The 12,028-nt window shown below is 57.3% G+C and carries 12 protein-coding genes and 1 pseudogene; 10 read left to right on the top strand and 3 right to left on the bottom strand.

What is annotated here, in order from left to right; translation table 11 throughout:
- From E5W70_RS18570 to E5W70_RS18525, 10 genes and pseudogenes are all read left to right on the top strand, one after another.
- Positions 1-763, top strand: a pseudogene (locus E5W70_RS18570) (type VI secretion protein); the annotation flags it as partial.
- A complete protein-coding gene (locus E5W70_RS18565; protein ID WP_292660580.1) occupies positions 753-1,838 on the top strand; it encodes a lytic transglycosylase domain-containing protein in 1,086 nt (361 codons plus the stop codon). The pseudogene E5W70_RS18570 and the gene E5W70_RS18565, both read left to right, overlap by 11 nt.
- Positions 1,839-1,849: 11 nt before the next feature.
- A complete protein-coding gene (locus tag E5W70_RS18560) occupies positions 1,850-2,551 on the top strand; it encodes a type IV secretion system protein (protein WP_292660578.1) in 702 nt (233 codons plus the stop codon).
- Positions 2,541-2,756 carry a hypothetical protein gene (locus E5W70_RS18555; RefSeq protein ID WP_292660575.1) on the top strand — a complete coding sequence of 72 codons (216 nt, stop codon included), beginning with the start codon at positions 2,541-2,543 and terminating at the stop codon, positions 2,754-2,756. The genes E5W70_RS18560 and E5W70_RS18555 overlap by 11 nt, the downstream gene beginning before the upstream one ends.
- A gap of 15 nt (positions 2,757-2,771) precedes the next feature.
- Positions 2,772-3,809 (top strand): type IV secretion system protein, encoded by a 1,038-nt coding sequence (locus E5W70_RS18550; RefSeq protein WP_292660572.1) that lies wholly within the window; start codon positions 2,772-2,774, stop codon positions 3,807-3,809.
- 35 nt (positions 3,810-3,844) lie between these two features.
- Positions 3,845-4,540 (top strand): virB8 family protein, encoded by a 696-nt coding sequence (locus E5W70_RS18545; RefSeq protein WP_292660569.1) that lies wholly within the window; start codon positions 3,845-3,847, stop codon positions 4,538-4,540.
- Entirely contained in the window at positions 4,537-5,346 is an 810-nt protein-coding gene (gene virB9 / locus E5W70_RS18540; RefSeq protein ID WP_292660565.1) for a P-type conjugative transfer protein VirB9, read from the top strand. Before E5W70_RS18545 ends, virB9 begins: the two co-directional genes overlap by 4 nt.
- Entirely contained in the window at positions 5,346-6,572 is a 1,227-nt protein-coding gene (virB10, locus tag E5W70_RS18535; RefSeq protein WP_292660586.1) for a type IV secretion system protein VirB10, read from the top strand. The genes virB9 and virB10 overlap by 1 nt, the downstream gene beginning before the upstream one ends.
- Entirely contained in the window at positions 6,553-7,575 is a 1,023-nt protein-coding gene (gene virB11 / locus E5W70_RS18530) for a P-type DNA transfer ATPase VirB11 (protein WP_292660562.1), read from the top strand. The genes virB10 and virB11 overlap by 20 nt, the downstream gene beginning before the upstream one ends.
- On the top strand, positions 7,572-9,713 hold the full coding sequence (locus E5W70_RS18525; protein ID WP_292660558.1) for a type IV secretory system conjugative DNA transfer family protein: 2,142 nt from the start codon (positions 7,572-7,574) through the stop codon (positions 9,711-9,713). The genes virB11 and E5W70_RS18525 overlap by 4 nt, the downstream gene beginning before the upstream one ends.
- A 260-nt stretch (positions 9,714-9,973) precedes the next feature.
- On the opposite strand, the gene E5W70_RS18520 is transcribed toward E5W70_RS18525, so the two are convergent.
- The 3 genes from E5W70_RS18520 to E5W70_RS18510 all read right to left on the bottom strand — a co-directional run bounded on the left by E5W70_RS18520 (position 9,974) and on the right by E5W70_RS18510 (position 12,021).
- Positions 9,974-10,816, bottom strand: coding sequence for a hypothetical protein (locus E5W70_RS18520; RefSeq protein WP_292660556.1), 843 nt, complete (start codon positions 10,814-10,816; stop codon positions 9,974-9,976).
- A 78-nt stretch (positions 10,817-10,894) separates the two neighbouring features.
- Positions 10,895-11,335 carry a hypothetical protein gene (locus E5W70_RS18515; RefSeq protein ID WP_292660553.1) on the bottom strand — a complete coding sequence of 147 codons (441 nt, stop codon included), beginning with the start codon at positions 11,333-11,335 and terminating at the stop codon, positions 10,895-10,897.
- Entirely contained in the window at positions 11,332-12,021 is a 690-nt protein-coding gene (locus E5W70_RS18510) for a GntR family transcriptional regulator (protein ID WP_292660552.1), read from the bottom strand. The genes E5W70_RS18515 and E5W70_RS18510 overlap by 4 nt, the downstream gene beginning before the upstream one ends.
- Positions 12,022-12,028: the final 7 nt, after the last annotated feature.

Below are 12,028 nucleotides of genomic sequence, written 5' to 3'. Positions count from 1 at the left end.
CCTGATGCAGGAGCCTGCGGCCGAACGCAATCTGCCAAATCTTTCGGGCCTGCTCGTCGGCCGTTCTCGGGCCGACGCGAATGACCTTCATTCACGACTGCGGCCGTGGATCGACGGTGAAAAGGCCTGGATGTTCAACGCTCCGCACGATGTCTTGTCGTTCTCCGGAAGAAGCGTCTTCGGTTTCGACATGACGAGCATCCTCTTGACTGAGGATCTTCGCACGCCGGCGCTGATGTACATCTACCATCGCCTCGACGAACTGCTGACCGGCGATCCTGTCATGTTCTTCATGGACGAAGGCTGGCAGCTTCTCTCGGACGAGACGTTCAGCAACTTCATCGTCGACAAGATGAAAACGATCCGAAAACTGAATGGCATCGTCGGCTTTGGTACGCAATCAGCGGCCGATATCACCAGGGCCAAAGCAGCCCATACGATCATCGAACAGGCAGCGACGAACATCCATTTCCCGAATCCCCGGGCGGACGAAGACAGCTACATCAAGCGATTTGGGCTGACGGTCAAAGAATTCAACTTCATCAAGAATACCCCGCCTGAAAAGCGCACGTTTTTGATCAAGCACGGCAATGACTCGGTTATTGCCCGCCTCGATCTGTCGACAATGCCGGAACTCGTAAAGGTGCTCTCCGGCAACAAGAAGACGATCGAAGAGTGTGCTGCGCTGCGGGAAAAATATGGCGATGAGCCTGAACGCTGGCTGGCCGAATTCTGCGGATGGGAGAGGGTCAATGGAGAATAATCCTGCTCTTTGGCTGATGTTGACGGCGCTTGCCGTACCGGCGCCGGCATTGGCGGGAGGAGTGCCCGTCATCGACGGTGCGAACCTGACTGAGCGTACGACGAGGGACGAAAAGACGACCGAAATCGAAAAAGTCGACAAGGATCGTTTTTCCATAAACAAGAGCGTCACTTGCTCGGTGTACCGGCCTGGCCGGCGAGACGATCCGGTAGCAGCTGCCAACGCCAATCCGGAAATTGCCGGTCTGGTGAAGCGTATCGCCCGAGAGGAAGGCATTAACGAGAACGAATTTCTCGCTCTTGTGTACCAGGAAAGCCGTTTCAACCCTTGTGCAAAGTCAGGCGTGGGCGCGATCGGCCTGGCACAGCTCATGCCCGGCACAGCTGCCGATCTCGGCGTTAACCCTCACAACATCGAGGAAAACCTGCGCGGAGGCGCCAAATATTACCGGCAGCAATTGAGGCGCTTCAACGGCAACGTGAACCTTGCTCTTGCGGCCTACAATTCCGGTCACGGCAACGTCCAAAAATACGGCGGCATTCCGCCGTTCAAGGAGACTCAGGGCTACGTAAAAAACATCACGCAAAGATGGCTTCCGGCCTTTGGCGGCTCGGATCAGGCAAACATTCCGCTCAACTACGGTGGCGGTAACACTGCCTATGCCGGCATGCGGGATTCAACGATCAACGCCATGGCGACGTCGCAAGCGGCGACCGATAGCGTCGGAAATGTAGCCTCGTGGCTGCAGCAGTTGGGTGGGATGCAGAGTGGCACGATCCAGGACAGTTGGGATCACAATTCCGGCGCCCGCAATGCCAATCTCGAAATGATGAATCAGGTCATCCGCATGGGAACGGCAATGGGCGATCTGATCAACTCCCGCAACGCCAACACGGCGAGCAATCTCTCGGGCGCTTCGCAGTCCTCAGATTCTAAGGACGAGGACAAAAAACCGCGCGAGACAACCGACCTATGCGATCCGCGCCAAGGACTCGAATGGAGCCCGACGGAGAAAGCATGCGTTCAGAAACGCGAACGCGCGGCCAACGTAAATCTGATGTTGAAGCCACAATGAGGGAGAATACCATGAAGCGCTTTATCATTTCTGCGTCGGCGATAGTCCTTGCATCGGCCGCATCCGCACAAGTTCCTGTGATTGACGGAGCAAACTTTGATGTAGCGAAACAGACAGCCGCGACCACAGACAAGATCCTCGGCACGAACAAGCAAATCCTCACGACCGTCGAGCAGACCTTGAAGTCTGTGACAGGCGATCGCGGCAGTGATGCCAACCAGATGCAGGACCTGGCTGTCGGCAATGGCTTTTCAGTCTCGTCGATGCCGTCATTCGATAGCCTGCTCCAAGGCGGTGTGCCGAATTTCGGCGGCATGGGCGGACACATCGCCAAAGTTGCCACGACGTTCATCAATGGTCTGCAACTGGTCAAAAGTCTGTCGGGCCAGGCGAACAGCACGTTCTCTGGCGATAAGTCCTACGAGGAGTTGGTGAACACCGTACTTGGTGTCGCGGCACTGGTGAATGGGTCGCAACAGGCGGCCCAGACGCGGAAAAGTGCTTTTGAGCAGGCAGGCCAGCAGATCGGCCAGGCGCAGGACATCAAGGGCTCGATCGACCAAAACACGCAGCTTCAGGTGCAAGCGGGCCTGACGATCAACGAATTGATCGGTGTGATGAACGGCGCGGTTTCGTCCCTCCAGGCGGACAATCAGCGGCGTCTGACCGATATCTCCAACTCGAAAAAGGCGCTCAGCTACAGTGGGAACTAAGCCGACAAAAACAGCGACAGTGACGTCGCTTTTCGTGGTCGTGGCCGCTCTTTCCGGCTGCGGCACGGTCAAGGAGAAGACTGCGCCCTGCAAGCGGCCGGCGAACCTGACGTCTTATGCGCCGGATCCCCGTCTCGAATGCGGACCGATGATGCATGTCAATGGCGATGCATCTGCGGCCCTCGAGGCGATGGAAGTGGAATAGGGACGGTAGGCGGCAATGCAGGATTTCTTGGGCGAACTGCTGGACAGGATAGAGCAAACAGGGGCGAATTTTTCTGAACGAGCCTACGAAATTGTCGGCGGCGAGATCGTTCCACTGCTCAATGTCATGTTCCTGGCGTATGTCGGCTATTACGGCCTGCAGCTCTTTATGGGAACTGCTCGCGTCAGTGTCAGCGAAATCATCGGTCGCGTCGTTCGCATGCTGCTGATCCTGACCCTGGTGAGCGAGTGGAGCCATTTCAACACGTTCTTTTACTCCTGGCTCAACAATACCCCTGAAGACGTCGGGCGGGCCATCCTCACGGCGACCGGGACAAGTATCACCGAGCCGACGAACGGCCTGTCGATGATCTGGAAAACAGCGAATGAAGCGGCTTCGGCATTTGCCGAACAGTCAGGGTATTTCTCGGTTCTCCCGTCAATGGTCGGCTTCCTGATCATGTTGTGCGTCGCCGTCTTCATTGCCGTTGCTCTCGCAATTTTGCTGCTCGCCAAGGTGATGATGTGGGTGCTCATTGGAACCGCGCCGATTTTCATCGCTTGCATGCTCTTTGAACAAACGCGGAACCTGGGCGTCTCATGGTTTCAACAGGTTCTGCTCTACGCACTGATTCCGCTCTTCGTTTATGTCGTTGCCGCTTTCTTGATCGCGGCCATGGACCCTGAGTTGACGAAGGTATCGAACGCGGCCAACCAAAGGCGGCTCCAGCTCAGCGATATTTCGGCATTTCTGCTGCTGTGCGGTGCCGGCACGTTTGTACTGATCAACATCCAGATCCTCGCACAAGGGATAGTCGGCGGAGTGGCGGCCGGTATCGGCAGCGTTGCGAGAACGGTCGGTCGATACACCGGCTTGACGGCGCCTATGGACGTGTCGCGGGCCGGCATCAAGGGCGCAAGCATCGGCTTCCAGGGCGGCAAGAGCCTCTACACCCGCTTCCGTGGCAATGGCGGCCCCACAACGACATCCGGGGGAGACGGCGCAAAGGCGGCAATGCAGAACCGAATACGCAGCCACAGCATGCCTCGTTGAGGCTGTTGGTTCGTAAGAAGTAAGGGCTAGACCAGATGGCAGATTCTAAGGACGTTGCTCTCAGGAGTTACTTTCAGGATGGCGATCGTTGGGAAAACGAGATCGTCAAAAAGGCGAAGCGGTCGCGCGCACTCGCGTGGTTTGTGACAACGCTTTTCGGGGCGACAACGCTTTTGGCGCTTGCTGCTTTGGTGCTGCTCGTACCGTTAAAGAGCTTTGAGCCATACATCGTCGAGGTCGACAAGAACACCGGCTATGTGGAGGTCAAAACGGGCCTGACCAGGCCGTCGAACCTGACCGAACAGCAGGCAATCACCCAGGCCAACGTCGTACGATATATTCGCGCGCACGAAGGCTATGATCCGTTCGCCATTGAAGAAAACTTCGGCATCGCCGCACTGTTGTCGACAGGCGACGCGGCCCGCGAGCTGCAAGAGCTCTATAGCGCCGCTAACACGAACAATCCGGCGAAGGTTTATGGAAAGAACAAGCGCGTCCTCGTCGAGATCAAATCGGTGACGTTTTCGAACGCCAGCACAGCGCTGGTCCGTTTCTCGACGACGGAAAAGACCGACACAGACTCGATCGTCCGGCACTACATTTCCGTCGTTCGCTACCGCTACACTGATACGCCGATGACAAACGAGTGGCGCTTCGAAAACCCGCTAGGCTTCCAGGTCTATAACTATCGTCGCGATCAAGAGACCGTGACGCCGGGAGGTCAGGGATGATAAAACGTTTCCTGACGTCGGCGGCGATCTTCGCCGCGATCCTGACTCACGCCCATGCGGCGCAAACGCCACGGCCAGGCAGCCTCGATGCGAGGGTGACGAGCGTTGTCTATCAGCAAAACAACGTGGTGAAGGTGGCTGCGACCTATGGAATCTCAACAATGATCATCTTCGATGAAGATGAGAAGTTCGAGACCATTTCGCTCGGCGACACCGAAAGCTGGCAGGTCGCGCCCTCCGAAAAAGGCAACATTCTGTTTGTGAAGCCCATCGCGAAAAACGTGGCAACAAACATGAACATCGTCACCACCAAGAGGATCTATTTCATCGAACTGTACGATTTTGCGCCCGATGCCGGCAAAAAGGTCTTTGGGGTTAGGTTCGTCTACCCGGAAAATGACCTGAACGCCGCACTACGGAAAGAGGCCGAGCATCGCGCTTCTCATCCCAATGTCTCGAACATCGACAAGGCAAACGTCAATATCCACTATTCTTTTTCCGGCGATCCGTCGCTCAAGCCGTCTATGATTTTCGACGACGGGAAGAAGACGTTCTTCAAATTCAGCGGGCGCATGCCCGCAATATTCGCTGTGAATTCCGATTTCTCGGAAACGCTCCGCAACTTCCGCAAGGAAGGGGAATATCTGGTCGTCGATGGCGTGGCGACCCAATACACGCTGCGTGATGGAAACCAGTGGACGTGCATTTTCAATCTGAGAAAGCCAGATTTTGGCGCACCCGACCCCAATATCCTCGGTCCAGCTCCCGATCGCCTAGCGCCCAAGCGCAGAAGGAGCGGCAACTGATGAAACGGACTCCCGAGCTTGAAGCGATGCTCTCGGCCGACGAAACGGACGTCAGCAACAAGAACGCCAAACGCAACCAGGTCCTGGGCGGCGCGGCACTCCTGCTCGGCGGTGCCGTCGCGGCCTATTTCGTTCTCGCCGGTGCACAGGAAAGGCCTCGTGACGTGCTGGATGGTGACGAGGAATTCAGGACCACTACGTTCCGGCCCCCGTCCTTTGTTCGTGATGTCGAAGAGCCTGCGGCCGCTCCTGACAGTGAGATCATATCGTTGCCGCCACCACCGCCGCCTCCCGCTGAAGAAAAGCCGGACACGACGGCGTTCAACGTGTCGCCACCTCCGGCACCTGTAGTTGCCGCTCCCCCGCCACCCGAAGCCGCCGAACCGCCGCCGGAAGAATTTCCGGAGCGCTACAAGTCGGCCATGGTCGTATTCGACAACAAGGGCTCGGCGGCCGATGGCGGCACGCTGGCCGGTGACGAAGGCGATGGCTTGAGTGTTGCCGGTGAGGACCGCAACAGCAAATATCTGGCGGCTGCAGCGAGCTTGGCCGACAGATCAGCGACAGCGCGCCAGATCGAGCGTATCGACGCAATGATCCCGGAAGGAACATTGATTCCAGGCATCCTCGAAACGGCAATCGTCAGCGACTTGCCAGGACAGATACGCGCCATCACCTCGCAGGACGTTTATTCTTTCGACGGAAGGCGGGTGTTGATCCCGACGGGAACCCGGCTGATCGGCGAATATCAGTCCGATGTCGTCAGGGGCCAAAAGCGCATCTTCGTCATCTGGACGCGCCTCATCCGTGACGATGGGGTGTCAGTGCGCCTGAATTCGATCGGCACGGATAGCCTCGGCCGCTCCGGCGTCACCGGCATTGTCGATAACAAGTGGCGCGAAAGATTTGGGTCCGCCATTTTGCTTTCGATCGTCGGCGCCGGGGCAAGCTATCTGACCGGCTACGGCAGCGACGAAGCCTTCGGCGACGAAAAGGATGATGCCAAGCGCGGCGAAGAGCTCGCGCGCGACACCATCGCGCAAACCTTTTCGGACATGGCAAATCAGGCCCTCTCCGAAAACCTTCGCATTCCTCCGACGATCAGTGTCAGCCAGGGTGAGAGAATCTTTGTTTACGTTCGCCAGGATTTCGATTTCTCGGCCATGTACGACGATCCGGTGGCTGAAGCCATAAAGGAAATCAAGCGTGAACGTGGCTCCGAATAATTTCGGGCCGCGAGACCCCTACTATTTTCTCAATCGTGCGCTCGCACCGATAAAGGATTTCCTGGATGACCCGGCTGTCGTCGAAATCTCGATCAACAAGCCGTGTCACGTCTATGTCGAACGGCTTGGGGCCGATCACATGGAGTTTCACAAGATCGATGCTCTGACTGCTGAAGAAATCCAGAACATCGGCGAGCGCGTTGCCGGCGCAACTGAGCAGTTCATCAGCCGGAATAGGCCGATCCTGAGCGCAGCCTTGCCAACCGGCGAGCGCATCCAGGTCGTTCTTCCGCCTGCCGCGCCGGAAGGCGGGGCCATCTCCATCCGCAAGCAGGTCGTGAACAATTTTACGCTGGAAGAATATCGCGACAACGGCTCCCTTCAAAAGGTCTCGGTGGCCGTCGGAGGACTAAGCGACACCGATCGTGAGTTGATCGACTATCTCCGCTCGAATGCCATCTACGAGTTCATCCATACCGCGATCACCAAGCGTGTTTCGATCCTCATCAGCGGCGGCACGTCGTCGGGCAAAACTACGTTTCTCAATGCGTGTTTGAAGAGCGTCGACCTGAACGAACGCATTCTGACGCTCGAAGATACCAGAGAACTCTTTCCTCCGCAGACGAACAAGCTGCATCTCATCGCGTCGAAAGGCGACCAGGGTACTGCCGACGTGACGATTCAGCACTTGCTCGAGGCGTCGCTACGCATGCGGCCGGATCGGCTGTTCGTTGGTGAGATTCGCGGCGCGGAAGCATTTTCCTTCCTGCGCGCCATCAACACCGGCCATCCGGGCTCGATGTCGACGGTCCATGCCGACACGCCTCTGGGGGCCTATGAGCAATTGGCAATGATGATGCAGCAGGCCGGTATGTCGGCCGGTTTCACCAAGCAGGATCTCATGTCGTATATCCAGATGGTAATCCCGATCGTCATCCAGTTGCGCCGTGAGGGCGGCAAGCGCGGCGTTTCAGAGATTTTTTTCGCGCGGCACGAATCATGAGCAAGGGGTACCACACCGTCTTTCTGATCTTCTGCCTCGGCGTTGCATTCGCCGTATGGATGCTCGGCTATGGCCTTGGCCTGCAGCTCTTCTACAAAGACAGCCGGATCCTCGAGACGACGATCACTACGAATCCATTCGTTCCGATCCAGCAATTTTGGCACTTTGCGGGTAATCCTGCTCTACAGAAGGTCGCGATCGGCTCGCTTGTACCCGCGCTCGTCGCCGGCGGCCTCGTCGCTTACGTCGGCCTTCGGCCGCAAGGCAGCCCGCTCGGCGACGCGGCCTTTCAGGACATCGCCGCTCTCTGCCGCGGCAAGTGGTTTCGCAAGTCCGGTCATATCTTTGGCCGCATCGGCCGCAAAATCCTGCGCACCAAGGATGATCGTCACCATCTGATCATCGGGCCGACACGTTCCGGCAAAGGCGCTGGCTATGTCATTCCCAATGCTCTCATGCATGAAGGGTCGATGATCATAACCGACCTCAAGGGAGAGGTTTTCAAGGCGACGGCCGGCTATCGCCGGCGCAACGGCAGCCAGGTCTTCCTTTTCGCGCCAGGCGCGGAGCGGACGAACCGCTACAACCCTCTCGACTTCATTCGCCAGGAACGTGGAAATCGTACGACCGATATCCAGAACACGGCGAGCATTCTCGTTCCCGAAAACACCGAATCCGAAAACTCGGTGTGGCAGGCGACCGCTCAACAGGTCATGGCAGGCGCTGTCAGCTATGTGCTGGAAAGCCCGTTTTATAACGGCCGGCGCAATCTCGGGGAGGTCAACTCGTTCTTCAACAGCGGCGTCGACCTGCAGGCGTTGATGAAATTCATCAAGGCAAAAGAGCCGTATCTGTCCAAATTCACGTTGGAAAGCTTCAACGCATATTTGGCCCTTTCCGAGCGCGCCGCCGCTTCGGCCTTGCTCGATATTCAAAAGGCGATGCGCCCGTTCAAGAACGAACGTATCGTCGCTGCTACGAACGTCACCGATATGGATCTCCGCGCGATGAAGCGACGGCCGATCTCCGTCTACCTCGCGCCCAACGTCACGGATATCACGCTGCTCAAGCCGCTCCTGACATTGTTCGTGCAACAGACAATGGACATCCTCACCCTTGAGCACGATCCGAAGTCGCTGCCGGTTTACTTCCTGCTCGACGAATTTCGGCAGTTGAAGAAGATGGACGAGATCATGACCAAGCTGCCCTATGTGGCAGGCTACAACATCAAGCTCGCCATCATTATTCAGGACTTGAAGAATCTCGACGAGATTTACGGTGAAACCTCCCGGCATTCGCTGCTCGGCAATTGTGGTTTTCAGCTCATTCTAGGCGCGAATGATCAGGCGACCGCCGACTATGCATCCCGTGCGCTCGGCAAGCGGACCATCCGCTACCAGTCGGAATCGCGCACGATCGAACTGCTTGGGCTGCCGAGGCGCACGAAGGTCGAACAGATTCGCGAACGTGACCTGATGATGCCGCAGGAAATCCGGCAGATGCCGGAAACAAAGATGGTACTGCTTGTTGAAGGCCAGCGCCCGATCTTCGGTGACAAGCTGCGCTTTTTCGAGACGCAGCCATTCAAGTCCGCGGAAGCATTTTCTCAGGCACACACCCCGGACGTGCCGCCGATCGAATATCTTCCGATTCAACCCGTGCCGGCTTTGACCGACGATTACGCCCGAGCCGGCCACCCAGAAGAATATGCCGGTGCCCCGACTACCGGTATGGCAGATTCCGAAAAGGGAATGTCATCACAATTCAACGGCGCTGAGGCGACGCCGACTGTCGCTGCGATCATGAAAGCGGCACCAGCAACAAAGGAGCCCGCAACTCGCACCGTGAATCACAAAGCTAGCCTGCCGCAACCGAAACGCGCTAAAGCGGCGTCGAGTGGCGGACCTGGAAACGAAGCGGAGGCGACAGCGGACGTAGCGACTATCGGCGCGCGGATTAAGGCTGCCGAAGAAAGCCTGAAACCTAGCGCTGAACGCCTCAAGGAGACGGTTTCTCAGAAAGTCGAAAAGCTCGGGCAAGCATCGCCCACGAAACGGCGAAACTATCTCGACATTTTCGCGACGACGGTCCCCGATCCCGTCGAACTCGGCCTGGAGGCCGCCGAAGCTCAAGCATAAAGAGCCGCGAATTGCGGCTCTTTATGCGCTGCTGTCAAATTCACAAGTGAAGTGTGGCGTTCAGAACAAGTGCGGAGGCATCGTTCGTGCGCCCGATCTTCTGCGTCCATTCCCGAACTCGCAGACGGTCGCCGACCGCAAAAAGGCAAAAAGGGTTCGGCTAGCGAGCTGCAGGTCGGCCCAAGCTATTGCTTGCCATTGCGCTAAGCGCCAGCACCCGCCTTCGGACGGTCTGGCGGTGGTAGGGGCGTCGGGATGTTCTATTGCAACAAATCACTCCGAAGCCGGTCGCAGCCGCTGGTCGCCAGCCATCGCGCCCGCGCCAGGTGCGATGCCCAGACGCGACGTGCCCGTTCCGGCTGGCGCTCTGGGTCAATGTTCAAGGTGGCTCGTGCCACCTTGCGCCAGTCGATCCCCTTGTCCTGCGCCATCAGCAGGACGACGTAAGTCGGGAAGTGCGCCACGTCGTAAGGCGTGACGCCAGCCAACTCGGGTGCCTCATTGTCTATCCAGTCTTCGTCTTCCATTGGAGGCGCGTCGATGTAGCGGCCAATCGAGCGCAGGTGCGCCGCAATCTGGTAACGCAGGTGATCGCGGCTCCCGTAGCGCGCGTCGATTTCGCCGAGCTTCTTGTGCAATCCCTTACGCTTGTCGCGCGGAACATCAGTATCGCCCAAGGAGTAAAAACTCGGACCGACAGCGCAGATGTCGCAGCCGGTTGCGACCACGTCCCGAACGAACGCGGGAATGTCCTTTTCTTGCATGCGCTTCATTTCAACAGGCCTCTTTTCGCACCACCATTTCCTATCAAAACGCTCCAGATTTGCAACTATACTGGCAACAAGCGACGGGGCCGTTAGGGGCATTTGGCGCCCTAGGGACCGGGTGCGGCCGGCCGTTGCATCACGATACCCCTCGTCGAACCACCGTCCAGCATAGGCGCGAGCATTCGGAGTGCCGCCACCGGCCTCCTGTAGCCGCGCGATGGGCTGCTCCGATAGGCTTGCCGAGTTGAAGTATCCGCTCGCAAGATGTTCAATCTTGCGCGCGGCTTGCGCACGTCCGGCACGTTCTGCCAACAGCTGCCTCACTATATCCAGCATCGCTAACGTTCTCCGGAAACAATTGGCATTTGGCTGTCCTCTCCGTCCCGGTGCATTCCCCCCGTCCCGGCGGGAATGTCAAGCAGGAGAAACGAAAAACTCGCCGTCAACATCCCATAGTTCGCAGCTGTCGATCTGGACAAAGCCGATCTTGTAGGTCTTGAACCTCTTGCGCTGTTTGAAAGCCTCGGCCCGCAGTCCGGAGATCCCATGGCTGTCGGACGTTTCTGCCGGAAGGCCACGACGATGGTTTCCTCGGGCGGCGTCAGCACCGTTCTCTTCGCAGCCTTTCGCTCCATCGGCGCATCGGCCGTCGTGGTCCGGCTGCGCCATTTCTTCACCGCTTCGGCTGAAGGCCGTAGGGGCGGCAAGGAGTGCTCTCGTGCGACGCTTGTCGGCTAGAAGACACGGCGCGATCCCGGAGACCACACCTACGACGATCTTAAGATCGTCGCCGACTACACGGGTTACCATTCGAAGACGCATTCTTTTTGCCACCACAAATTGCGGTTCGCTCATAGACGTGACAGCTTTATCATTTGATCTTTGGCGTCTAATATGTAGGCTCTCATCAGGTCTGACGCTTCTTTTGGGTTTCGATCATGAATTGCTGAGAAAATGCGTTTTTCTACGCTGTCGTTCGACCGCCCCGGACTAAGTTGCGGGAATTTTCTGCGAAATAAGGCAATCTGCCCCCATATCATCTTCAGCATCTTAAGAACGATCTGGCTATCAGACATTACCGCAACAAGCCGATTAAAATTGACTGCAGAATTAAACGCCGTTGCCGCGTCCGCGAGTATGATAGAGCGCTCTGAGCTATGGAGGCATTGCGCCAAGAGTCTTAGATCAGTATCGGTCCGGTTTTTCGCGGCTAGTTCGGCGGCGAGCGCCTCCAAAGAGGCGCGTACGTCATAGAGAGCCCACGCCTCTTCAGGCGGCATATCGCGGACAAAGGGCCCTTTGTTTTTGGTGATTTCAATCAAGCCATCTTTTTCGAGTTGTCGAAGAGCTTCCCTAACCGAGGCCCTACTCACGCCCAATGAGCCAGCCAGCCGGTTCTCGTTCATGTGTTCGCCGGGCTGCAATTCGCCCGACAGAAGCTTTTCATGAACTTGCTCGTAGACAAGTTCCGAGATGGAAACTCTTCGAAGAAGCTTGAGGCTACTGCTAACATTTTCCTGCCTCTCCACGCTGTGCTCCATAGGACCT

It is taken from the genome of Mesorhizobium sp. (genome assembly GCF_005063415.1).
Taxonomy (GTDB): Bacteria; Pseudomonadota; Alphaproteobacteria; order Rhizobiales; family Rhizobiaceae; genus Mesorhizobium.
This window is presented reverse-complemented; position numbering and strand designations above follow the sequence as displayed.

What these genes read in the sequence shown, in the direction of transcription:
- virB10 (WP_292660586.1), top strand. Translation starts at nt 5,346, where the DNA reads ATGAAACGGACTCCCGAGCTTGAAGCGATGCTCTCGGCCGACGAAACG.
- E5W70_RS18510 (WP_292660552.1), bottom strand. Translation starts at nt 12,021, where the DNA reads ATGGAGCACAGCGTGGAGAGGCAGGAAAATGTTAGCAGTAGCCTCAAG.
- E5W70_RS18545 (WP_292660569.1), top strand. Translation starts at nt 3,845, where the DNA reads ATGGCAGATTCTAAGGACGTTGCTCTCAGGAGTTACTTTCAGGATGGC.
- E5W70_RS18525 (WP_292660558.1), top strand. Translation starts at nt 7,572, where the DNA reads ATGAGCAAGGGGTACCACACCGTCTTTCTGATCTTCTGCCTCGGCGTT.
- E5W70_RS18560 (WP_292660578.1), top strand. Translation starts at nt 1,850, where the DNA reads ATGAAGCGCTTTATCATTTCTGCGTCGGCGATAGTCCTTGCATCGGCC.
- E5W70_RS18565 (WP_292660580.1), top strand. Translation starts at nt 753, where the DNA reads ATGGAGAATAATCCTGCTCTTTGGCTGATGTTGACGGCGCTTGCCGTA.
- E5W70_RS18520 (WP_292660556.1), bottom strand. Translation starts at nt 10,816, where the DNA reads ATGCTGGATATAGTGAGGCAGCTGTTGGCAGAACGTGCCGGACGTGCG.
- virB9 (WP_292660565.1), top strand. Translation starts at nt 4,537, where the DNA reads ATGATAAAACGTTTCCTGACGTCGGCGGCGATCTTCGCCGCGATCCTG.
- E5W70_RS18515 (WP_292660553.1), bottom strand. Translation starts at nt 11,335, where the DNA reads ATGAGCGAACCGCAATTTGTGGTGGCAAAAAGAATGCGTCTTCGAATG.
- E5W70_RS18550 (WP_292660572.1), top strand. Translation starts at nt 2,772, where the DNA reads ATGCAGGATTTCTTGGGCGAACTGCTGGACAGGATAGAGCAAACAGGG.